Consider the following 21,505-nt stretch of genomic DNA (forward strand, 5'->3'; position numbering starts at 1 on the left):
CCGGTTATTCGCTACGCGGGTCGAGAATGTCCCGCAGGCCATCGCCCAGCAGGTTGAACGCCAGGCTCACCAGCATGATTGCCGCACCGGGTACCGCTACCAGCCACCAGCATTCGAGCATGTAGCGCCGCCCCGTGGAGATCATCGCCCCCCACTCCGGCAACGGCGCCTGCGCACCCAGGCCGAGGAAGCCCAGCGCCGCCGCCGTGAGGATGATGCCGGCCATGTTCATGGTCAGGCGGATGATCACCGACGACAGGCACATCGGCACGATGTGGCGCAGGATGATGCGGGTCGACGACGCGCCCTGCAGCTCGACGGCCACCACGAAGTCGGCCTTGCGCAGCGACAGGGTTTCGGCGCGGGCCAGCCGTGCGATCGGTGGCCAGGAGGTTAACGCGATAGCCACCACCGCATGCTCAAGGCCAGGGCCCAGTGCAGCGATGAAGGCCAGCGCCAGCACCAGGCTGGGGAACGAAATGAAAATGTCGGTGACGCGCATGAACACGGTATCGACAATGCCGCCGAAATAGCCCGACACCGTGCCGATGAACAGCCCGATGGGGCCGACGATGATCGTCACCAGGGCGATGATGTAGAGGGTGATGCGGGCACCGTAGACCAGCCGACTGAAGATGTCCCGGCCGTATTCGTCGGTGCCGAACCAGTGCGCGGCGCTGGGTGCCTGCAAGGCGTTGGCCAGGTTCTGGATGACCGGGTCGTGGGTGGCGATCCACGGCGCGAACGCCGCCACCACGACCAGCAGCAAGGCCACCAGCAGGCCTGCCAGGGTCATCGGGTTGCGCACCAGCAGGCGCAGCACCCGAAGGCTGCTTTTGCCAAGGGCCTCAAGGCTGGACGCGGGGGCGTCGGCCTGCCGCTTGGCGGTGGTTTCGGTAGAAGAGATGTTGACAATCATCGGCATGTTCTCGATGTGGAATCATGGCCACTCGGGGTACCCGCAGGTGCCCCAGGCGGTTCTCAACGTTGCTTGTAGACGCCCAGGTAGCGGGTGGCTTCGGCGTCATCGCCGCTGAAGCCCTTGACGTCGGCTGCGCTCACGGCGGTGTCGGTCATCTGGGAAATCATCATGATTGGCCCCACCTCCTCGTCGTACAGCTTCTGCGCCTGCTGGTACATGCCCAGGCGTTTGGCCGCATCGCGCTCGACACCTACCCGGTCGATCAGGTCATTCAGCGGGGGGCTGAAGAACGACGCGCGCCAGCCCTGGAAGTTGGGCAAGCCAGCGCTGTCACTGTTGTCGGGGTTGTAGACGAAGGTGCGCAGGCTGAAATACGGGTGCGGGTAACGCTCGGCGCCCCGCGCCACGATCATTTCAAAGTTGCGGGCGCGCATGGCGCCATACACCTGGTTGCCGGTACCGGTGACGATACTGGCCTTGATGCCACCTTCGGCCAGGGTCGACTGCATGCGTGCGGCGATATCGATGAAGGGCGGTTCGGACAGCGTGCGGATGGTTGTGCTGAAACCTTGTGGGTAGCCCGCCTCGGCCAACAGTGCCTTGGCTTTGGCAACATCCAGCTTGTAGCCAGGGTCTGGCAACCGGGCCTCGAGCCCAAGCTGCATCGGTTGCTGGTTGAGCTTGCCGTAATGCGGCATCACCTGCTGGTCCAGGCCCTGGTAGTCGATCAGGTTGCGCACCGCTTCGCGGACTTTGCGGTTGGCAAACTCCGGCTGCTTCATGCTCATTGCCACGTAGTACAGGGTGCCGCGCTGCAGAGCCTGCACCTGGAGTTGGTCCGAGCTTTCAATGGCCTTGATATCCGGCGCCGCCATGCCGTAGGCCAGGTCCAGGTCGCCGCGTTCGAGCATCAGGCGCAGCGACTGCGACTCGGTCATGTGACGCACCAGCACCCGTTTCATCTTGGCCGGGCCTGCCCAGTAACCGTCGAAGCGGGTCATCACCAGCGCATCGTTGGCGCTCCATTTGGTCAGGGTGAACGGCCCGCTGCCGGCTTCGTTGGTGACCAGCCAGGCCGCGCCCAAGTCACCATTCTTCTCATGCTCGAGCACTTGCTGGCGGTCGACCACCACAGCGCTGGGTGACACGGCCAGCGAGTCGATCACCAGCAAAGGGTCTACCGGCTGCGGCAGGTCGACCACCAAGGTATGGCTGTCGGTCGCGCGGATCAGCGTTTGAATGTTTTCGACACTGTAGCCGTAGGCCTTCCAAGTGGTGGCCAAGCCATAGTTGAGCTTCATCACCCGGTACAGCGACCAGGCCACATCCTCGGCAGTGAGCGGGTTGCCGGAATGGAACGTGACATCAGTGCGCAGGCGGAAGGTAATCTGCTTGCCGTCTTCACTGACGTCCCAGCGTTCGGCCAGTTGTGGCAGGTGCTTCTCCGGGTTGCCCTGGTCGCGCTTGATGAGCGTGTCGTAGAGGTTGGCATTGATGCCAGAGGCATCCAGGCCGGGCGCGTTGGCCGGGTCGATGGAGAACAGGTTGACCATGCTCATGCCGACGATCAACTGGTCGGCAGGGGTTTTCGCCTGCACCGCAGCGAGCGGGCCGAGCAGCAGCACCGCGCCCAGCACAGCCATGCGCAGCGGCGGGAATACAGTCTTCATGGGGCATCCTTCTTTTTATAGTTATTCAATGTGTTCACGCTGATCGGGGGCTAGCGGGTCCTGGGGTCGAACACCTTGTACAGGGCATCGCTGATCAGGTTGAGTGCGACGAAGATCAGGCCGATGATCAACACGCAGCCCATCACCGCGTTCATGTCACCGAGCATCAGGCTGCTGGTGAGGTACTGACCGAAACCGGGCCAGGCAAATACGGTTTCGATCAGCACCGCCCCCTCCAGCAACGAGCCATAGGCCAGGGCGACCACCGTGAGCAACTGCACGAGGATGTTGCGGAACGCGTGGTTCCAGACCACCTGGCGGCGTGACAGCCCCTTGACCCTGGCGGTGATGATGTATTCCTGCGACAGCTGCTCGAGCATGAAGCTGCGGGTCATGCGGCTGATGTAGGCCACCGAGTTCAGCCCCAGGATCAACGCCGGCAGGACGATATGGCGCAACGCGCTGGTGAAGGCCTCCCAGTCACGCGCCAGCGCCGTGTCGATCAGCAGCAGGCCGGTAACCTCATCGACCATGCCGTCATAGGCCAGGTCGATACGCCCTGCCCCACCTGCCCAGCCCAACCAGGCGTAGAACACCAGCAGCCCCATCATGCCGACCCAGAAGATGGGCGTGGAATAGCCGAACAGGGTAATCACCCGCGCCACGTGGTCGCCGACCCGGCCCTGGTTACTGGCCGCGACCACCCCCAACGGCAGGCCGATCAGCACGCCGAACAGGATTGCCAGGGTCGCCAGTTCAATGGTGGCCGGGAAGACGCGTTTGATGTCTTCGAGCACCGGGTGGCCGGTGAGCAGCGCATTGCCGAAATCACCGTGTAGCAAGTCGTTCAGGTACAGCCCGAACTGGACCCAGATCGGTTTGTCCAGGCCCATCGCCCGGTATACCTGGTCGTAGGTGGAGCTGTCGGCATCCGGGCCAACCACTGCCAGCACCGGGTCCAGCGGCATGACCCGTCCGATGAAGAACGTCAGCGCCAGCAGGCCAAGCAAAGTCACCAGCACCGTGCTGGCCCGGCGAGCGGTGCCCGAGACACGGGCACCCATTACAGAGGCAGTCGAAGCAAACATAACAAGCTCCTGAAAAAGCATTCACCAATCACGCAGGCTTTGCCTCAACGCGACTTGTAGACGTCTTTGTAACGGGTGGTGGCCGCGGTATGGCCCTGGTAGTCCTGCACATCGTGGTAGAGCACCACGGTGTCGGTCATCTGCGACACAGGCAGGATGCCCCCCACCTGCTCGTCCAGGGTTTTCTGGATTTGCTGGTACTGAGCCAGCTGCTGCGCCTTGTCGGGCTCGACTTCCGCCTGCTCGATCAGGCGGTTCAGCTCGGGGCTGTAGAACGAGGTACGCCAGCCCTGGAAGTTGCTCAGCTTGGCTTCGTCACGGTTGTCCGGGTTGTACACCAGGGTGCGCAGGCTTGAATGCGGGTGCCGCTCAGCGCCACCACCACCGCGCCCGACCAGGATGTCGAAGCTGCGCTCACGCATGGCGCCGTAGATCTGGTTGCCGGTACCGGTGACGATGGTGGCCTTGATACCGGCCTGGGCCAGGGTCGACTGCAGGCTGGACGCAATGTTGATGAAGGGCGGCTCGGTGAGCACGCGGATGGTGGTCTTGAAACCCTCGGGGTAGCCGGCTTCGGCCAGCAGCTTTTTCGCTTCGGCCACGTTCAGGGCATAGCCCGGATCATCCAGCCGTGCTGGCAGGCCAAGCGGTAGCGGGCGCTGATTGAGCTGGCCATAGTGCGGCATCACCGTCTGGTTGATGCCTTGATAGTCGATCAGCGAACGCACCGCCCGGCGCACGCGCACATCGTCGTAGGGCTTGTTCTTCACGCTGAGGGCCACGTAGTACAGGGTCCCGCGCTGCACGGTCTGGGTGCGAACGTTGTCAGACTTCTCCAGCGCCTCGATGTCAGGCGCGGACATGCCCTTGGCCAGGTCCAGGTCACCCCGCTCCACCATCAAGCGCAGTGACTGCGACTCGGTCATGTTGCGCATGACGATGCGCTTGAGCTTGGCCGGGCCGCCCCAGTACCCGTCAAAACGGTTCATCAGGATGACATCGTTGGCGCGCCACTCCTTGAGCGCGAACGGCCCGCTGCCCGCCGCGTGGGTGGTCAGCCAGGCACCGCCCATGTCATCGCCCTTCTGGTGCTGCTGCACCACCTTGCGGTCGAGGATGAAAGCGCTGGGCGAGGTAGCCAGGGTATTGAGCACCAGCAACGGGTCAGTCGGCCGTGGCAGCTCGATGACGAAAGTAGCGTCATCGACAGCGCGCATGTGCTGGTCGACATTGTCCGCCGAAAACCCGTAGGCCTTCCAGGTCGACGCCAAGGCCAGGTTGAGTTTGAGTACACGCTGCAGCGACCAGGCGACATCCTCGGCACTTAGCGGGTTCCCGGACTGGAACGTCACGCCCTTGCGCAGGTTGAACGTGAGGGTCTTGCGGTCATCGCTGACCTGCCAGCTTTCAGCCAGCGCCGGCAGCAGTCGGTCCGGCTGACGCACGTCCTGCACCAGCAGCATGTCGTAGAGGTTGGCATTGACCTCGGATACATCCAGCCCGGTGGCCGCCGCCGGGTCGAGAGACAGCAGATTGATCATGCTCATGCCGACGATCAACTGATCTGCCGGGGTTTTCGCGAAAGCAGCAGGTACCGAGGTCAGCGCCAGAGACGCAGCAAAGACCCCCGCCCAGAGTGTGGGGATAACGCTCATGTGAGATCGCCTTCTTATAGTTATTGGACGCTCGGGCGGCACGCAGCGACGCGTGCCGCCATGACGAATCAGAAGCTCTGCAGCGTATTGGTTTCGACGTAGTCGAAGTCGATGTCCTCACCCAGGCCCGGCAAGTTCGACAGGTGCACGAAGCCGTCTTCGTCCATCGGGTCGACCAGGCGTTTGAGGTAGGCAGGTACCTCGTCATAGTCAAGGTACGGGTGCAGCAGGCCGCGCTCGTACCAGGTGCAGTTCTTGATCGCCCCCACGACCGCCAGGTTGGCGGCACCGTTGCCATGGATCTCGCAATCCATGCCGAACGATTCGGCCATGTGCGCAACCTTCAGGCACGGTGCAATGCCCCCCACACCGGCAACCCCCGCTCGCAGGATGTCGCACACATCGTTCTTCACCCAGCTGGCCCGGCTCAGGTGCTTGCCACCGAGGCTTTCCGGGCCAAGCACCGGGATGTCCAGCTGCCCGGCCAGCCAGGCGTAGGACTCGGCGGAATCTTCCATCATCGGCTCTTCAAACCAGGCGAAGTCGAGCTTTTCCAGGGCGCGGCCGATGGTGAGGGCTTCGGTACGGCTGTACCAGTGATAGCCATCGATCATCAGCGCGATGTCCGGCCCCACGGCCTCGCGTACGGCGGCGCATGCCTTGATGTCCATGCTCACGCTGGGCGCGAACGACACCGGTGGCATCCAGGTGTGCAGCTTGATGGCCTTGTAGCCGCGCTTGACCAGGGTTTCGGCGAAGCGACCGTACTCCTCCGGCGTCGACAGGCCGCCCGGCAACTCATCACCGCACATGGTCGAGCCATAGGCCGGCACCTTGTCGCGGTAGCCACCAATCAGCTTGTGCACCGGCAGGTTCAGCTTGCGCCCGGCCCAGTCCCACAGTGCCTGCTCGACCAGCGCCAGGGCGCGGTCAGTCAGCTGGCTGGCGCTGCCGCGCTGCCAGTGGGCCAGGTCGTGCCAGATTTTTTCACGGTCGAAGGCATTGGCGCCAACCAGCACCTTGCGCACGAAGTTATCCAGCACATAAGGGCGAATGAGTTCGGGCGCACCCAGCGCATAGCCTTCGCTGCCGCACTCGGTCCTGATGCGCAGCAGGGCCATTCTGGCCTGGGTCACATCACCTGGGTGGGCATGGCCGGCGCTGTCTACGGCGCGGCGCGTGGGGTAGGAAAACACCTGGACGTTTACAGCAGTAATGATCATGGACGTCTGAGCCTTCTTATTGGATTTGTGGCGGGTGAGTCACGCTCTGGAGGCCATCCTACGTCATCATACAACATTTGAAAAGCACGACTTTACAGTCGCGAAAAACCCCGATTCATGATGCTCATGGCAATCATGAGCCCCCCATCACGAGGCTTTTGAATGGCCAAAAACACCGAAATAGAGCTATCCAAGCAAGTGATCAGACAACATTTCAATAATTCGTAGACAGCCTCACAGTCGTACGATAACTTATTTGAAAAATCACGGAGCGCTCACCACCTCATCCCACCTTGCTCACACGCCTCATCACGTCCTCAACAAAAACAAAAAAAGAGATCGCATGAACATCACACTTCGCCGCCTCATCGCCGCCAGTACGCTCGGCTTGTCGTTCTACGCCTGCGCGGACTCCGCCAGCATCAACTACCGGCACGGCTTCACCGAAGACGACAGCATTCACTCCGACCGGATAAAGCTGAGTTACCGCAAGGACAGCGGCCTGGGGTTTGCCGCAGAAATCAAATACAAGACTGCCGGCGACCGCGAAGACGTCGCCTACGACAACATGGTCAACAACGGCCACGAGTTCACCGTGGACTACAACTACAAGACCAGCCCCAAGTCGACCTGGACCCCCGCCTTCCAGATGGACAGTTCCAAGGATGCGACTACCTACAAATTCGGCTTGAAGTACAGCTACAAGCTCAGCGACACCTGGTATGTCGCCACCCGCGTGCGCCACGACGCACGTAGCCTCGACCGGGATCAGGTCGACCACAGCAAGGCTGACCGCGCCAAGGACGACCAGAACACCACCCGCCTTGAAGGCTGGCTCGGGTATACCCCCAGCGGCCCGTGGGCATTCGAGTACCAGTACATCCACTTCACCACCGACTACATCCGCTACGACAACAAGAAGCGCGACTACGAGCAGAACCTGATCATCAAGTACAAGCTCAACAAGCAGTGGGCACCGTTCATGGAAGTGGGTGACATCAAGGTCAACAGCTACACGGACGATCGCCAGGCCCGTTGGCGCCTCGGTATCCAGTACAACTTCCTGTAAGGGCAACCGCCCGCCCATGCCGGTGTCGTTCTTGCACGGCACCTTGATGCCGTTTCAGTAAAAGGCCGCTATACAATGACCACGACTACACGCAAACCCTTCAACCGCCTGCTGCTCACCGGTGCCGCCGGCGGGCTCGGGCAAGTGCTTCGCGAAGCACTGCAAGCGCACGCCACCATCGTGCGCGCATCGGACATCAGCCCCATGGCAACAGCTATGGGCGAGCATGAGGAAACCATCAATTGCGACCTGGCGGACAAGGCCGGCGTACTGGCCCTGGCCAAGGATGTGGACGCCATCGTGCACCTGGGCGGCATCTCCACCGAGCGTGCCTTCGAAGAGATTCTGCAAGCCAACATCGTTGGCACCTTCCACATCTATGAGGCCGCCCGTAAGCACGGCATAAAACGCGTGGTGTTTGCCAGCTCCAACCATGTCACCGGCTTTTACCCCCAGGACGAACAAGTGGATGCGCATTCGCCGCGCCGGCCAGACTGCTATTACGGACTGTCGAAGGCCTACGGCGAAGACCTGGCGACGTTCTACTTCCATCGCTACGGCATCGAAACGGTCAGCCTGCGCATCGGCTCTTCATTCCCCGAACCCCGCAATGTGCGCATGTTGTCCACCTGGCTGAGCTACGGAGACCTGGCACACCTGGTGGAGCGCGCATTGCTGGCCGAGAACGTTGGCCACACCGTGGTGTATGGCGTCTCGGCCAACCGCGACCTGTGGTGGAGCAACCGCCATGCCGCACACCTGGGTTTCAACCCCAAGGACAGCGCCGAACGCTTCCGCCCGGCCCTGGAGCAGCAGCCAAAACCCGCAGCAAATGACCCGACGGCCCAGCTGCAAGGTGGCGCCTTCACCGCTGCCGGCCCTTTTGGCGACTGAACCCTGATAGAGCGCAGACTGCTTCCATGACAGCCGAACTGATCATCGACGTACGCAATGCCACGGGCGAGAGCCCGGTCTGGCACCCGCAGGAAAATGCCTTGTACTGGGTGGATATACCGGCAGGTCGCCTGCACCGCTGGCAGATAGACGGCCAGACAACTCACTGGACCGCAGACGAAATGCTGGGCTGCATTGTCCGCAGCCACCAAGGCCATTGGCTGGGGGCTCAGGAGAGCGGGATCTTCCACCTCACCCCTCAGGCAGACGGCCGCCTGCTGGCCAACAAACGTGCCAGTGTCGAACACGCCAGGCCCGGCATGCGCTTCAATGACGGGCGCTGTGACCGCCAAGGGCGCTTCTGGGCCGGTACGATGCAAACAAACATGGGCGCCGAGCCGGTGGGAGCACTTTACCGATATGACGCGACGGCAGACGCAACAGTAAAACCATTGCAAGCACGACTGGACAAGCTGATCGTGCCCAACGGCATGGCCTTCAGCCCGGACGGCAAAACACTGTATATCTCCGACTCACACCCAAGCGTCCAGCTGATCTGGGCCTTCGACTACGACATCGACAGCGGCACACCGCACAACCGCCGAATCTTCGTCGACATGAACCAGCACGCGGGCCGACCGGACGGGGCCGCGGTGGATGCCGAAGGTTGCTATTGGATCTGCGCGATCGATGCCGGCCAGGTACTGCGCTTCACCCCCGAAGGGAAACTGGACCGCGCTCTGCCGCTACCGGTGAAGAAACCGACCATGTGCGCATTCGGCGGCCCGCAGCTGGATACGCTGTTCGTGACGTCGATTTGCCCACAAGGCATCGATCTGAGCGACCAGCCACTGGCCGGCGGCGTGTTCGCATTGAACCCAGGCGTGAAAGGCTTGCCGGAGCCCATTGCCAGGGGCTGAAGCCTGGCAGTGGCTGTATCAGGGGCGATGCTCAGCAAGCCACCTTGCTGCGCAACCCCTTGCTCCCTGCCCCCAGGCACGTCACAGCAAAGGCAATGACCAGCGCCCCCGTCCCCAACAGGAATATCAACTGCTGGTTTGAGCCCTCCACCAGCGTGGCAATCAGTGCCGGCGTCGCGGCAGCCGCCCCCATCAACGTAATACTGACCAGCGGCGTCAGCTTGCCGGTCGGGTCGTTGGTGGTGATCAGCGCCATGTAGTACGACAGTGACAGCACCCAGCCAAAGTTGATCAGCAACAACGCCACGAACAACTGCATCGGTGTGCGGGTATGGCCCGTGAGCATGGCGATGGAAATGAATACCGCCACCAGTCCCACAGCAATCATCAGTTGGCGGTTGACCCGCGCGCCCAGCAGGCTTGGCAGCCCTGCCCCTGGCAGGCCGCCAATGGCCGACAGGCCGAACGCCCAACCGATGTCGACGCCGCTGATGCCTTGGTCTCGCGCCAGCTGGTCGATGAAGCCCCACACACAGTAAATGGCGATCTGCATGAACAGCATGCCCACCAGCGCCGTACGCCCTGTACGCGCTGAACCGCCCTGGGCAGGTGAGCCTTCGCCACTGGCCAGCAACGCCGTCGGACGGCGCGGCAATACCAGGCTGGCGCCGCAGATCAGCAAGTACCACAAGCCGAACGCGCACAAAGCGGTCACCGTGCCGCTCTGCGCGGCCAGCAACGGCAATGCAGCGGAAAACAGCGAGTACTCGGGGGTTTGCAGCAACAGCATCAACCCGAACGATCGGTCCTGATTGGGCAAACGTCCCAGCGTAGACACCGCGTAGGCATACACCAGCCCCGCACAGGTGCCTGCGGCCAGGCGCACAATCAGCAACACGTTATGGGTGGTGGCAAAGGCGGTCGCAATGCTCAACACCACGCACAGCGCCCCCACGAACAGGCAAAGGCTACGCCCGCCATGGCGCTTCATCAGCAGCGGGCATAGCAAGGTGCCCAGGGCCATGCCGATCATCTCGACCGACACCACCCAGCCCTGCTGATCGAGCGACAGGCTCAGTTGTTCCGTGACCAAACCCATGAAAATGGGTTGCACACCACAGACGATGAATGAAGTACAGGCAATGAAAATCAAGGCGGCACGCAGCAGCTTGGAATCATTGATCATGGGAGGACTCCGACACGGCATTTGTTTTTATTGTGTGTGATGACGTGCCCGGAACACGCCGCAGCAAGCGGTCGGACGGGTCACGCGATCAATCCTGTGCCGAGATCGAAGGCTTTGAAAGTTAATTATCGGAATCCACTTCAGTGGGCTTTTTAATGCAGGCCAACCTCCACTGCCTGTATCCAGAAACGCACTGCTGTCGATCCTGATAATTAATTGGAGACATGCCCGCATCCGCCCTACCGTGGTACGTCACCCAAGCCGTTAGTAAAAAAGGCCCAACCATGAACGACCGTGAGTTCATCAACGCCATCGACGCCGATGGCCTGCCTCTGAATATTGCCGTAAGCAATGGCCGCATCAGCCACATCGGCCCGCAACGCGCCAGCACGCCCGCCCGCGAAACCATCGACCTCGAAGGCCTGCTGGTGCTGCCGGGCTTTGTCGATGGCCACATCCACCTGGACAAAAGCTTCGTCGGTGACCGCTGGCACCCGCACCAACCCGTGGCCAGCCTGCGCGAACGCCTGGCCGTGGAAAAACGCGAACTGGCCAGCGCCCCGCCCATCGTCGAGCGCGCCGATGCGCTGATGCGCCAGGCAGCCTCGTTTGGCACCCTGGCCATGCGTTGCCATGTGGACGTGGACGCCACCACCGGCCTTACCAACCTGCATGCCATGCTCGAAGCCCGGGACATGTGGAAAGACCTGATCGACATCCAACTGGTGGCCTTCCCCCAGGCCGGCGTGGTGACCTGCCCCGGCACTGCTGAAGTGATGGAAGCGGCCATCCGCGAAGGCGTGCAGGTGGTCGGCGGCATCGACCCGACCACCCTTGATGGCGATGCCGATGGCCAGCTCGACATCGTGTTCGGCATCGCCGACCGACATGGGGTGAAGGTCGACATCCACCTGCATGAGCCTGGCGATATCTGTATCGCCCAACTCGAACGCATCGCCGCCCGCACCCAGGTACTGGGCATGCAAGGCCTGGTAGCGGTCAGCCACGCCTATGGGCTGGGCGACGTATCCGATGCCGTGGTCGACCGCACCGCCGAAGTGCTGGCTGGCGCCGGCATTTCCATCATGACCAACGCCCCCGGCGAGCATGCTTTTCCCCCCGTCCTGCGCCTGCGTAACAGCGGCGTGCGGGTGTTTACCGGCAACGACAACATCCAGGATGCCTGGTGGCCCTACGGCAACGGCGACATGCTGCAACGGGCCATGCTGGTCAGCTACCGCTCAGGCTTCAACACCGACGAGGAACTGCGGGTAGCGTTGCACATGGCGACCGAGGCGGGTGCCGGCGTGATGGGTAAACAGGACTACGGCTTGAAGGTGGGCAATGAAGCCAGCTTCATCCTGTTCAAGGCACCGAATGCCGCTGCGGCGGTGGCGGCTGCCATTCATGAGCGGGTGATCGTGCGCCACGGGGCGTTCTGGGGCGGGCCTGCGCAGTTGCAGTTGGAGGCTGCGCAGTTTGCTGCCGAACTGCGCCGCCACTGACAGGCAAAAATCCTGGGGCTGCCATGCAGCCCCATGGCCCTGACTGACAGCCACTAGACCAAGATTTCCTCTGTTTCTGCCCGCAAAATACCTATCAGAATTTCGGCCAACGCCATAACCATCGGATCCGCCGTAGGCCGATGAAAAATCGCCGCCTCAAACACTTTGATCGGCTTGAACCCTTCTTCCACCCCCAGCACCCGATGCCCCGCCGTCACCACCCGCGATGGCAACAGGCTCACCCCCAGCCCATTGGCCACCGCCTCCTGAATCCCTGCCAGGCTCGAACTGGTGAATGCAATGCGCCAACTGCGCCCCATGGCCTCGACCGCACTGATCATGTCATCCCGGTACAACCCGCGTGGCGGAAAGGTCACCAGCGGAATCGGGTCCTGGGCAAAACACGGGTACTGCGCGCTGTCGATCCACTCGATGCGCTCCGGCTGGCAGGCATTCGCCTCGCGGCTGTGGCGCCGCTGCTTGATCAACACCAGGTCCAGCTCGCCACGGTCGTAGGTGCTCATCAAATCGCGGCTCAACCCACCGGTAATCTCCAGCTTCACCGTCGGGTTGCGCCGGTTGAATGCTGCCAGCGCCTGCATCGTCTTGCCCGCGACAAAATCGTCCGGCAGGCCGATCCGCACGGTCACCGTCACTCCGCCCGACATGGCCTCGGTGAGCTGATTACTCACCGCCAGCAAATGCCGTGCGTAACGCAGCAGGGTTTCACCGGCGTCGGTCGGGTGCACTTCGCGGTTGCTGCGGTCTAGCAGTTGCTGGCCGACCAGTTCCTCCAGCCGGCGCACCTTCTGGCTGACCGTGGACTGGGTGGAATGCAGGCGGGCTGCGGCGGTGGTGAAACTGCCGCAGTCGGCCACCATGACCACGGTGCGGAGCATGTCCAGGTCGTAGATGGCGCGATTGGGGTTGGTGGATTCTGACATTTGGCGGGTTCAGCTTTTGGAATGGGGCTTGCTGCATGATGCCTGAAGCAGGCGTGCATTAGGCATTGCCCTGATGCGAGGTGCGCTTTGTGCGTGCGCACGAGTGATGTCCAGGGCTTACGATTGAGCGTTTTTGCGGGGTGCGCGTTGAAAACGCGTCACCACGATTTGAACAGCACCTGCCACCAGACACAACACGCCTATTTTCCAGCCCCCTTCCAGGCCGAAGTGCTCGGATGCCTTCCCAGCGGCAATTACGCTTACGAAGATGGCGACAGGGAGGATCAGTTTGTTCATGTAGTCTTCCAGGTGTACTAAGCAGAGATCGGGACAGCGCCCCGTGCGCCATCATCGCTGACTTCGAACTGCCCCACCAGCTTCTGCAACTTGCCGGCATCCACTTTCACCTTCTGCGCACTGCTCTGCAGCACCACTGCTGTCTGGCGCATCTCGCTGGAGGACTGGTTGACCTGGTCGATGGTCTTGCCGTATTCCACACTGCGCCGGTTGAGCTGCTGGATGATGGCGAACATGCCCTCCACCGCCTGGTGCAGTTGCACATTTTCCGAAGAGGCGTCCTCGGCGAGGCGCAGACTGTTGTCGACGTCCTGCACGCCCTGCTCCATGAAGCTTACGGCCTGACGGGTTTCGCCCTGCAGGCTTTCGACCATATGGCGAATATCGTCGGCGGCACGCGAGGTACGCGCGGCCAGGCTACGCACTTCGTCGGCCACCACTGCAAAGCCACGGCCATGCTCCCCGGCGCGCGCCGCCTCGATGGCGGCATTGAGCGCCAGCAGGTTGGTCTGGTTGGTGATTTCGCTGATCAACCCGGTAATGTTGTCGATCTCGACCATGCGGCTGTCGAGCCGCTGCACACTGGACGACGAGCGCGCCACCACATCGCGGATCGACTGCGTGCCCGCCTGCACCGCCAGGTACTGCTCGCGCGCGCGGCTGACCACTTCGTCCATGGCCTGCTTCATCTGCTCGGCACTGACCGAAGCCTGCTGCAACTCGCCAAGCTGCTCTTCCATGATGATCATCATCTGGTGCACGGCGTCGGCCACATCGGCGGAGCTCACGCTGGCTTCCTGGCTGCGCCCGAGCATCATCTGGTTGGTGCTGCCGACGGTACGGCTGGCCTTGACCACCTGCCCCACCACCGCGTCCAGGCGGTCGATGAAGCTGTTGATCCAGCGCGCCATGTCGCCGCTTTCGTCGTTGGCCAAGGTGCTGGTGTCCAGGCGCTGGCGCAGGTTGCCTTCTCCCTCGGCGATGGTGCGCAGCACGCCGCTCATGCCATTCAGCCTGGCCGCCAGGCGCTTGGGCCCGAGCACACCGAACAGCAACGTGGCGCCGAGCATGCTCGCGGCCTCGATCGCGTCGTTCAGCCCTTGCGGCAGGCCTGCACAGTGCTGCACCAGGTAGTTGCAGCCGAACAGGCCCGCCATGATCGCCACATAGGGCTTCATCAAACCGTAGCTCAGCGAGCGCCTGCGGTAGACCTCCTCCAGGTCTGCCTCGCACATCATGCCCCAGCGGTCGGGTGAGCCCGGCAACTGGAACGTTACGCCCTTGCCCACCACCGGCACGTGGCGATAATCCGAATAACCGGGGTAGGTCACGAACAGGTTTTCACCACGCCTTATCGTCTCCCTTACGCCAGGGTGCAGTTCCCGCGTGGAGGGGTCGGTGAAGCGCAGTTCCAGTTCGGTATGGCGCTGCACCTGCACCGTGGTCCAGGGCGTGCGCACGCCGCTTTTGAGGTTTTCGCCATGGGTGAAGGTGGCGTCTTCGAACCGCGAGCGGGACAGCGCGGTGCCAGGCTGAATGGCAAGGTCGAAGCGCGATTGCGCCATGAACAGGTAGTTGTCACCCGACTCGGGGTAAATATGCCCGGCCTCGCGCTGGATCAGATCGCCCAGCACGTCGTTGGGCACCCGGCCGCACAGGCAACCGAGCACTTTGCCCGCGTACCTGAGGGGCTGGTAGAACATCAGCGTGACTTCGTCGTGAAAGCGCGAGGATGACGGGCCGATCTGCAAGGTCAGTGGGTCGCTGTAGGGCCCGTGCAGGAAGGGGGCTTTCAGCCCTTGTGCCAGGGCTGACATATGCTCGATACGCGGCGTGCCACGCTGGGGCCAGGTCGAAGCGATGACAGTGCCGTGGGCATCGACGACAAACAGTTCGGAAAAGTCCTCGGCCTGGGCCAGCGTGCTGCGCAACATCGCGCTATCGACTTGAGCGAGCCCGGGCGCCAGTTGATCGGCCAGCTCGGCCAGATGCTCCCACTGCTCGCACGCCCACTCATGCAGCAACTGCACACGGGTGTGGGCGATGGCTTCGAAGGTTTGCTCGAGCTGCGGGTAACTGGCCCGGTTAAGGCGGCACGCCCAGCCCATGCTGAATTTGCCGGTTTTACCAAACCACGGCAGCCAGCCCTTCTCACGCGACGACAACTGCATCGAACCACTGGAAAGCGACATTATTTTCACCATACGCGACATCGAATGGCAATTTGATAGCAAGTCGCACGCCAACGCGGCTGGGGTGATTATTCGGTGATTTCGCGAGCTGTTTGCACTTGATCAGTGCAGAACCGTGGCAGAGAAGCGCAGAGCGCACCAGCGAGGGGCAACAACAAAGGGATAACACGTTCAATTTTAGTGGGGCAAATAGTTTCCGAAACTGCTCGCACATCGCACAACAGTTCGATAATCGCACAAATTCAGCCAAACCCCCTCTACTGTTGCCCTATCTTGCGGCACGCTATAGCGAAAGTCAGCAAGTCATTTCAAGCGCTGACAGGCCCCATCGCGTCATGCGCTCCGGCCAGCCCGACAACCACAACTCCAGGAACAACCAGGAGCTCGCCTTGATCAATAAAACGTACGAGTCCATCGCCAGCGCGGTGGAAGGGATTACCGACGGTTCGACCATCATGGTCGGTGGCTTTGGCACGGCGGGCATGCCGTCCGAGCTGATCGACGGCCTGATCGCCACCGGTGCCCGCGACCTGACCATCATCAGCAACAACGCCGGTAACGGCGAGATCGGCCTGGCCGCCCTGCTCATGGCGGGCAGCGTGCGCAAGGTGGTCTGCTCGTTCCCGCGCCAGTCCGACTCCTACGTGTTCGACGAACTGTACCGCGCCGGCAAGATCGAGCTGGAAGTGGTGCCGCAAGGCAACCTGGCCGAGCGCATCCGCGCAGCGGGTTCGGGCATCGGTGCGTTCTTCTCGCCGACCGGCTACGGCACCCTGCTGGCCGAAGGCAAGGAAACCCGTGAAATCGACGGCCGCATGTACGTGCTGGAAATGCCGCTGCACGCCGACTTCGCGCTGATCAAGGCGCACAAGGGCGACCGCTGGGGCAACCTGACCTACCGCAAGGCCGCCCGCAACTTCGGCCCGATCATGGCCATGGCCGCCAAGACCGCCATCGCCCAGGTCGACCAGGTTGTCGAACTCGGTGAACTGGACCCGGAACACATCATCACTCCGGGTATCTTCGTCCAGCGCGTGGTCGCCGTTACCGGTGCTGCCGCTTCTTCGATCGCCAACGCTGTCTGAGGCCTGCCATGACCATCACCCAAAAGCTCTCCCGCACCGAGATGGCCCAACGCGTGGCCGCAGACATTCAGGAAGGTGCCTACGTCAACCTGGGCATTGGCGCACCCACCCTGGTGGCCAACTACCTGGGCGACAAGGAAGTGTTCCTGCACAGTGAAAACGGCCTGCTGGGCATGGGCCCAAGCCCGGCGCCGGGCGAGGAAGACGATGACCTGATCAACGCCGGCAAGCAGCACGTGACCCTGCTGACTGGCGGTGCCTTCTTCCACCATGCCGACTCGTTCTCGATGATGCGCGGCGGCCACCTGGACATCGCCGTACTGGGCGCCTTCCAGGTGTCGGTGAAGGGCGACCTGGCCAACTGGCACACCGGTGCCGAAGGTTCGATCCCGGCCGTAGGCGGCGCAATGGACCTGGCCACCGGCGCCCGCCAGGTATTCGTGATGATGGACCACCTGACCAAGAGCGGCGAAAGCAAGCTGGTACCTGAGTGCACTTATCCGCTGACGGGTATTGGTTGCGTGAGCCGCATCTACACCGATTTGGCTGTGCTGGAAGTGACGCCAGAAGGGCTGAAAGTGGTCGAGATCTGTGCGGATATCGACTTTGACGAGTTGCAGACGTTGAGTGGTGTGCCGCTGATCAAGTGATCGGCGAAACCTTCTGGCAAGACGCAATCTCGGTGGCTTGCCTGCGATGGGCTGCCTAGCAGCCCCATGGCCCCAACCAACAGCCACTGTCATTGTTCACTCAGGCGATACCGACACTTGCCAGCAACGTTCCACCACCCGCACTAAAACTCCACCTTGCCCCGCCCCGCCTTGACGGTGCTCCGCCTGGCTTTGCCTTCAAGGCGGCGGGTCTTCGAGCCGAGAGTCGGCTTGGTGGGGCGGCGTTTCTTCTCGGTCTTGCCGGCAGCGATGACCAACTCGGCAAGACGCGCCAATGCGTCAGCACGGTTCTGCTCCTGCGTGCGGTATTGCTGGGCCTTAATGATCAACACGCCGTCACCGGTGATGCGACTGTCACGCAGCGCCAGCAGCCGCTCTTTGTAAAACTCGGGCAACGATGAGGCCGGGATGTCGAAGCGCAGGTGCACGGCGCTGGACACCTTGTTGACATTCTGCCCACCCGCGCCTTGCGCACGGATGTAGGTCAGCTCGATTTCGGCATCCGGCAGATGCACGTTGTTGGAGATGGTCAGCATGACATGGCCCTTGTAATTCCACCCATGCTCCAGACGATTCAGGAACAGCGGCTTCCGAGTGCGAATGACAGGATTTGTGAGGAGGCACAGCCTACACAGAGACTGTACCAGCACTGGTGAGGTTTTCGTAACCAGGCCGGTAACCCGTGGAAACAATCAAGCCACCAATCGGGCCCCGTCAATTTACTACCCTCTGGCATTACGGTTTGCGCCATACACGGATGGAAAGGTACCGAACCAGTCATGGTCATCGATTCCGGAACGGTCAACTGGCATCGAATTGATGTGATTTTGCGCAAGCCATAACGCGAAAACCCTGATGAACTCAGGGCTTCTCTCGACTTAAAAGTCGTCAGGCGGACTTTTTTCGAACTTCCATTCGGTCATCTTTCTGGCTGCATGGAAGCTCTTGCAGTTCGCGATGAACTCATTGCGGTCCCATTCCTTGGAAAGGCTGGCCAGGATCTGCTCATAGGTTTCACCCGAGCAATTGGCTTTGTTGGGCTCGGGCACCCTGTCTTCTGCAACTGCCCCCAGGCTCATCATCATGCCAAGGGCTGCAACCAAACGGGTAAACGACACGACGTACATCCACTCACTCCTTTGAATTGACCTGTTCCATAGGCCCTTTTTACAGGCCCCAAAAACGCAAAAAGCCCTGAATAATCAGGGCTTTGAATATGGCGGAAGCGTAGAGATTCGAACTCTAGGATAGTTGCCCATCGACGGTTTTCAAGACCGTTGCCTTAAACCACTCGGCCACGCTTCCAGCTCGTTTTGCGGCCGCCATAATACCGTAATGAAACACGCTGTCAAACTCTCTGTGTCGCGGGTTGCGGGAGCTCTGATAGACTCCTAGCATCTGAACGTTCGAAACCACAGGTTTTACCAAGGAGTGTCGCCATGCGCGAACAGGATTACGCCGTACACCACGGCCAGCAGGTCGAGCAGCAGGAGATCAGCAAGGTCCTGCGCAACACGTACAGCCTGCTGGCACTTACCCTCGCCTTCAGCGGTGTCATGGCCTTCGTCGCCCAGCAGATGCGCGTCGGCTACCCGAACGTGTTCGTGGTGCTGATCGGCTTCTACGGGCTGTTCTTCCTCACCAACAAACTGCGTGATTCGGCCTGGGGCCTGGTGTCTACCTTTGCTCTCACCGGCTTCATGGGCTTCATCCTCGGCCCGATCCTCAACCGCTACCTGGGCATGGCCGGTGGCGCTGAAGTGGTCAGCTCCGCGTTTGCCATGACTGCGCTGGTGTTTGGTGGTCTGTCGGCCTATGTGCTGATCACCCGCAAGGACATGAGCTTCCTCAGTGGCTTCATCACTGCTGGCTTCTTCGTTCTGCTGGGTGCTGTCGTGGCCAGCTTCTTCTTCCAGATCAGCGGCCTGCAACTGGCGATCAGCGCTGGCTTCGTGCTGTTCTCGTCGGTGTGCATCCTGTTCCAGACCAGCGCGATCATTCATGGTGGCGAGCGTAACTACATCATGGCGACCATCAGCCTGTATGTGTCGATCTACAACCTGTTTGTCAGCCTGCTGCAGCTGTTCGGCATCATGGGCCGTGATGACTGATTGATGAATGTGCGAGAAAGCCCGCTTCGGCGGGCTTTTTTGTGGGCGCTACCAAGCCCCGGAAAGCACAACCAATAACTGACCAAAAAGTCAGATAATTAGACGTATGGTCGCCGATCATGCCGCCATCGTGCTTTTCTCTACCGCAATCCGCCATCACCCCGTAGAATGCGCTCCTTTTTCTTCCGGGGCAGCTTCCAGCAATGAGCTCACACGAACACAGCCCAGGCGCGGCGGCGCCTGCCAACGAACTGGTGCTTGGCCTAGAAGACAAGCCACGGCTGGTGATCGGCCTGCTGGCGGCCCTGCAGCACCTGCTGGCGATCATCGTGCCGATCGTGACCCCTGGCCTGCTGATCTGCCAGGCGCTGGGTGTTTCGGCGCGTGATACCAACCTGATCGTTTCCATGTCGCTGGTGATCTCGGGGATTGCCACCTTCGTCCAGTGCAAGCGCTTCGGGCCGTTCGGCGCCGGGCTGCTGATTGTTCAGGGCACCAGCTTCAACTTCGTCGGGCCGCTGATTGCTGGCGGTGCGCTGATGGTCAAGCAAGGCACGCCGGTAGAAGGCGTGATGGCGGCTATCTTCGGCGTGGTGATCGCAGGCTCGTTCGTGGAGATGGGCGTTTCGCGCATCCTGCCCTTCGTAAAGCGTCTTATCACCCCGTTGGTGACCGGCATCGTAGTGTTGATGATCGGCCTGACGCTAATCAAGGTCGGCCTGATCAGCATGGGTGGCGGTTTTGGCGCCATGGCCAACGACACCTTCGCCAATGGCGATAACCTGCTGCTGTCGGGCGTGGTACTGGCGATTATCGTGATCCTCAACCGAGTCCCGGTGGTGTGGATGCGCAGCTGCGCCATCGTCATCGCCTTGGCGGTTGGTTATGCGTTGGCCGGTTACATGGGCCGCCTGGACTTCACTGGCATGCATGAAGCCGCGCTGTTCCAGGTGCCTACGCCACTGCACTTTGGTTTGGGCTTCTCGTGGGCGCTGTTCATTCCAATGCTGGTGATTTACCTGGTGACGTCGCTGGAAGCCATCGGTGACGTTACCGCCACCAGCAAGGTGTCGCACCAGCCGGTCGAAGGGCCGGTGTGGATGCAGCGGATCAAGGGCGGCGTGCTGGTCAACGGGGCCAACTCACTGCTGGCTGGCCTGTTCAACACCTTCCCCAGCTCGATCTTTGCGCAGAACAACGGCGTGATTCAGCTGACCGGTATTGCCAGCCGCCATATCGGTATCTGGATTGCCGTGATGCTGGTACTGCTGGGCCTGTTCCCGAGCGTTGCCGGGGTGATTCAGGCGGTGCCGGAGCCGGTGCTGGGTGGGGCGGCCATGGTGATGTTCGGTGCAGTTGCGGCTTCGGGGATCAATATTCTGGCTAGCACTCGGCTGGACCGCCGCGCACTGCTGATTATTGCGGTTTCGCTGGCCTTGGGCCTGGGTGTGGCACAGGTGCCGGAATTCCTGGCGCATATGCCGGCGGCGATCCGCAATGTGCTGGAGTCGGGTGTAGCCACGGGCGGTATCTGTGCCCTGGTATTGAACTGGTTCCTGCCGGAGAGCAAGGAACACGCCTGAGCCTTTCAGCCCTGACAGAAAGCCCGCCCCGCCATGCACAAGCGGGCGCGGGCTTTTTTGTTTTATCATGGCACCATTCCTTTGCACGAGTTACCCATGAAATTCGCTATCGCGGTGTTCTCTCCGGCCCATGCGCCTTCCTCGCGGCGCGCCTTGCGCTATGCCGAGGCGGTACTGGCCAGCGGGCATGAGATTGCCCGGTTGTTCTTCTATCAGGACGGGGTGCACAGTGCCTCGGCCAACGTGGTCGCGCCCCAGGACGAACTGGATGTGGCGGGCCAGTGGCGCGCCTTCATCGAGGCTCACCAACTGGACGCCGTGGTGTGTATCGCTGCCGCCCTGCGCCGTGGCGTGCTCGACGAGGCCGAGGCCAACCGCTACCAGCGCCCGGCCGTGAACCTGCCCAAACCCTGGGAATTGTCTGGGCTTGGCCAATTGCATGAGGCCGCGCAAGTTGCCGACCGCCTTGTCTGCTTCGGAGGCGACTGAA

General features: G+C 61.6%; 20 protein-coding genes and 1 tRNA gene. 9 read left to right on the forward strand and 12 right to left on the reverse strand.

The features are described from left to right. Positions 1-4 precede the first annotated feature (4 nt). The 5 genes from D906_RS01130 to D906_RS01150 all read right to left on the reverse strand — a co-directional run bounded on the left by D906_RS01130 (position 5) and on the right by D906_RS01150 (position 6,558). Positions 5-919 carry an ABC transporter permease gene (locus D906_RS01130; RefSeq protein WP_027615027.1) on the reverse strand — a complete coding sequence of 305 codons (915 nt, stop codon included), beginning with the start codon at positions 917-919 and terminating at the stop codon, positions 5-7. A gap of 62 nt (positions 920-981) precedes the next feature. Continuing rightward, entirely contained in the window at positions 982-2,592 is a 1,611-nt protein-coding gene (locus D906_RS01135; protein WP_019096748.1) for an ABC transporter substrate-binding protein, read from the reverse strand. A 50-nt stretch (positions 2,593-2,642) separates the two neighbouring features. Continuing rightward, positions 2,643-3,656 carry an ABC transporter permease subunit gene (locus tag D906_RS01140; protein WP_016711470.1) on the reverse strand — a complete coding sequence of 338 codons (1,014 nt, stop codon included), beginning with the start codon at positions 3,654-3,656 and terminating at the stop codon, positions 2,643-2,645. A gap of 68 nt (positions 3,657-3,724) precedes the next feature. Further along, positions 3,725-5,335: an ABC transporter substrate-binding protein gene (locus tag D906_RS01145; protein ID WP_027615028.1), complete on the reverse strand. Its 1,611-nt coding sequence runs from the start codon at positions 5,333-5,335 to the stop codon at positions 3,725-3,727. A 68-nt stretch (positions 5,336-5,403) separates the two neighbouring features. Further along, on the reverse strand, positions 5,404-6,558 hold the full coding sequence (locus tag D906_RS01150; RefSeq protein ID WP_019096746.1) for a mandelate racemase family protein: 1,155 nt from the start codon (positions 6,556-6,558) through the stop codon (positions 5,404-5,406). A gap of 343 nt (positions 6,559-6,901) precedes the next feature. On the opposite strand from D906_RS01150, the gene D906_RS01155 reads away from it, so the two are divergent. The 3 genes from D906_RS01155 to D906_RS01165 all read left to right on the forward strand — a co-directional run bounded on the left by D906_RS01155 (position 6,902) and on the right by D906_RS01165 (position 9,441). After that, positions 6,902-7,627 (forward strand): oligogalacturonate-specific porin KdgM family protein, encoded by a 726-nt coding sequence (locus D906_RS01155; protein WP_016711473.1) that lies wholly within the window; start codon positions 6,902-6,904, stop codon positions 7,625-7,627. A 75-nt stretch (positions 7,628-7,702) separates the two neighbouring features. Further along, positions 7,703-8,521 carry an NAD(P)-dependent oxidoreductase gene (locus D906_RS01160; RefSeq protein ID WP_027615029.1) on the forward strand — a complete coding sequence of 273 codons (819 nt, stop codon included), beginning with the start codon at positions 7,703-7,705 and terminating at the stop codon, positions 8,519-8,521. A 26-nt stretch (positions 8,522-8,547) separates the two neighbouring features. Then, positions 8,548-9,441: an SMP-30/gluconolactonase/LRE family protein gene (locus D906_RS01165; protein WP_027615030.1), complete on the forward strand. Its 894-nt coding sequence runs from the start codon at positions 8,548-8,550 to the stop codon at positions 9,439-9,441. Positions 9,442-9,472: 31 nt separating this feature from the next. Here the strand turns inward: D906_RS01165 and D906_RS01170 are convergent, their stop codons facing one another. Beyond that, on the reverse strand, positions 9,473-10,627 hold the full coding sequence (locus D906_RS01170; protein WP_019096743.1) for an MFS transporter: 1,155 nt from the start codon (positions 10,625-10,627) through the stop codon (positions 9,473-9,475). A gap of 284 nt (positions 10,628-10,911) precedes the next feature. Between D906_RS01170 and D906_RS01175 the strand changes: the two genes are divergently transcribed. Beyond that, the gene (locus tag D906_RS01175) at positions 10,912-12,132 is read left to right on the forward strand and encodes an amidohydrolase family protein (RefSeq protein WP_027615031.1); all 1,221 of its coding nucleotides are present in this window, start codon (positions 10,912-10,914) and stop codon (positions 12,130-12,132) included. A gap of 53 nt (positions 12,133-12,185) precedes the next feature. On the opposite strand, the gene D906_RS01180 is transcribed toward D906_RS01175, so the two are convergent. The 3 genes from D906_RS01180 to D906_RS01190 form a co-directional block, all read right to left on the reverse strand. Further along, entirely contained in the window at positions 12,186-13,076 is an 891-nt protein-coding gene (locus tag D906_RS01180; RefSeq protein ID WP_097156126.1) for a LysR substrate-binding domain-containing protein, read from the reverse strand. Between the two features lie 117 nt (positions 13,077-13,193). Beyond that, entirely contained in the window at positions 13,194-13,373 is a 180-nt protein-coding gene (locus D906_RS01185; protein WP_016711479.1) for a hypothetical protein, read from the reverse strand. A 17-nt stretch (positions 13,374-13,390) separates the two neighbouring features. Then, positions 13,391-15,586 (reverse strand): methyl-accepting chemotaxis protein, encoded by a 2,196-nt coding sequence (locus tag D906_RS01190; RefSeq protein ID WP_371257970.1) that lies wholly within the window; start codon positions 15,584-15,586, stop codon positions 13,391-13,393. A gap of 368 nt (positions 15,587-15,954) precedes the next feature. On the opposite strand from D906_RS01190, the gene D906_RS01195 reads away from it, so the two are divergent. Together D906_RS01195 and D906_RS01200 are read left to right on the forward strand one after the other, a co-directional pair. Next, positions 15,955-16,650, forward strand: coding sequence for a 3-oxoacid CoA-transferase subunit A (locus D906_RS01195; RefSeq protein WP_026020319.1), 696 nt, complete (start codon positions 15,955-15,957; stop codon positions 16,648-16,650). 8 nt (positions 16,651-16,658) lie between these two features. After that, positions 16,659-17,300 carry a 3-oxoacid CoA-transferase subunit B gene (locus D906_RS01200; RefSeq protein WP_027615032.1) on the forward strand — a complete coding sequence of 214 codons (642 nt, stop codon included), beginning with the start codon at positions 16,659-16,661 and terminating at the stop codon, positions 17,298-17,300. Between the two features lie 143 nt (positions 17,301-17,443). On the opposite strand, the gene arfB is transcribed toward D906_RS01200, so the two are convergent. The 3 genes from arfB to D906_RS01215 form a co-directional block, all read right to left on the reverse strand. Then, complete coding sequence (arfB, locus tag D906_RS01205; RefSeq protein ID WP_016711483.1) at positions 17,444-17,857, reverse strand: alternative ribosome rescue aminoacyl-tRNA hydrolase ArfB; 414 nt, start codon at positions 17,855-17,857, stop codon at positions 17,444-17,446. 342 nt (positions 17,858-18,199) lie between these two features. Next, a complete protein-coding gene (gene trbK, locus D906_RS01210) occupies positions 18,200-18,448 on the reverse strand; it encodes an entry exclusion lipoprotein TrbK (protein WP_019096737.1) in 249 nt (82 codons plus the stop codon). Between the two features lie 90 nt (positions 18,449-18,538). Next, a tRNA-Ser gene (locus tag D906_RS01215) sits at positions 18,539-18,626 on the reverse strand. 134 nt (positions 18,627-18,760) lie between these two features. Here D906_RS01215 and D906_RS01220 point away from each other — a divergent pair. The 3 genes from D906_RS01220 (at position 18,761) to tusD (ending at position 21,504) form a co-directional block, all read left to right on the forward strand. Further along, positions 18,761-19,432, forward strand: a complete 672-nt coding sequence (locus tag D906_RS01220) for a Bax inhibitor-1/YccA family protein (RefSeq protein WP_003251184.1) — start codon at positions 18,761-18,763, stop codon at positions 19,430-19,432. A 203-nt stretch (positions 19,433-19,635) separates the two neighbouring features. Then, positions 19,636-21,015, forward strand: coding sequence for a nucleobase:cation symporter-2 family protein (locus tag D906_RS01225; RefSeq protein WP_027615033.1), 1,380 nt, complete (start codon positions 19,636-19,638; stop codon positions 21,013-21,015). A gap of 96 nt (positions 21,016-21,111) precedes the next feature. Then, positions 21,112-21,504, forward strand: coding sequence for a sulfurtransferase complex subunit TusD (gene tusD / locus D906_RS01230; RefSeq protein WP_025753667.1), 393 nt, complete (start codon positions 21,112-21,114; stop codon positions 21,502-21,504). Position 21,505: the final 1 nt, after the last annotated feature.

The organism is Pseudomonas sp. LAIL14HWK12:I1 (genome assembly GCF_003202095.1).
GTDB classification, from domain to species: domain Bacteria; phylum Pseudomonadota; class Gammaproteobacteria; order Pseudomonadales; family Pseudomonadaceae; genus Aquipseudomonas; species Aquipseudomonas monteilii.

What these genes read in the sequence shown, in the direction of transcription:
- D906_RS01130 (WP_027615027.1), bottom strand. Translation starts at nt 919, where the DNA reads ATGATTGTCAACATCTCTTCTACCGAAACCACCGCCAAGCGGCAGGCC.
- D906_RS01135 (WP_019096748.1), bottom strand. Translation starts at nt 2,592, where the DNA reads ATGAAGACTGTATTCCCGCCGCTGCGCATGGCTGTGCTGGGCGCGGTG.
- D906_RS01140 (WP_016711470.1), bottom strand. Translation starts at nt 3,656, where the DNA reads ATGGGTGCCCGTGTCTCGGGCACCGCTCGCCGGGCCAGCACGGTGCTG.
- D906_RS01145 (WP_027615028.1), bottom strand. Translation starts at nt 5,335, where the DNA reads ATGAGCGTTATCCCCACACTCTGGGCGGGGGTCTTTGCTGCGTCTCTG.
- D906_RS01150 (WP_019096746.1), bottom strand. Translation starts at nt 6,558, where the DNA reads ATGATCATTACTGCTGTAAACGTCCAGGTGTTTTCCTACCCCACGCGC.
- D906_RS01155 (WP_016711473.1), top strand. Translation starts at nt 6,902, where the DNA reads ATGAACATCACACTTCGCCGCCTCATCGCCGCCAGTACGCTCGGCTTG.
- D906_RS01160 (WP_027615029.1), top strand. Translation starts at nt 7,703, where the DNA reads ATGACCACGACTACACGCAAACCCTTCAACCGCCTGCTGCTCACCGGT.
- D906_RS01165 (WP_027615030.1), top strand. Translation starts at nt 8,548, where the DNA reads ATGACAGCCGAACTGATCATCGACGTACGCAATGCCACGGGCGAGAGC.
- D906_RS01170 (WP_019096743.1), bottom strand. Translation starts at nt 10,627, where the DNA reads ATGATCAATGATTCCAAGCTGCTGCGTGCCGCCTTGATTTTCATTGCC.
- D906_RS01175 (WP_027615031.1), top strand. Translation starts at nt 10,912, where the DNA reads ATGAACGACCGTGAGTTCATCAACGCCATCGACGCCGATGGCCTGCCT.
- D906_RS01180 (WP_097156126.1), bottom strand. Translation starts at nt 13,076, where the DNA reads ATGTCAGAATCCACCAACCCCAATCGCGCCATCTACGACCTGGACATG.
- D906_RS01185 (WP_016711479.1), bottom strand. Translation starts at nt 13,373, where the DNA reads ATGAACAAACTGATCCTCCCTGTCGCCATCTTCGTAAGCGTAATTGCC.
- D906_RS01190 (WP_371257970.1), bottom strand. Translation starts at nt 15,586, where the DNA reads ATGTCGCGTATGGTGAAAATAATGTCGCTTTCCAGTGGTTCGATGCAG.
- D906_RS01200 (WP_027615032.1), top strand. Translation starts at nt 16,659, where the DNA reads ATGACCATCACCCAAAAGCTCTCCCGCACCGAGATGGCCCAACGCGTG.
- arfB (WP_016711483.1), bottom strand. Translation starts at nt 17,857, where the DNA reads ATGCTGACCATCTCCAACAACGTGCATCTGCCGGATGCCGAAATCGAG.
- trbK (WP_019096737.1), bottom strand. Translation starts at nt 18,448, where the DNA reads ATGTACGTCGTGTCGTTTACCCGTTTGGTTGCAGCCCTTGGCATGATG.
- D906_RS01220 (WP_003251184.1), top strand. Translation starts at nt 18,761, where the DNA reads ATGCGCGAACAGGATTACGCCGTACACCACGGCCAGCAGGTCGAGCAG.
- D906_RS01225 (WP_027615033.1), top strand. Translation starts at nt 19,636, where the DNA reads ATGAGCTCACACGAACACAGCCCAGGCGCGGCGGCGCCTGCCAACGAA.
- tusD (WP_025753667.1), top strand. Translation starts at nt 21,112, where the DNA reads ATGAAATTCGCTATCGCGGTGTTCTCTCCGGCCCATGCGCCTTCCTCG.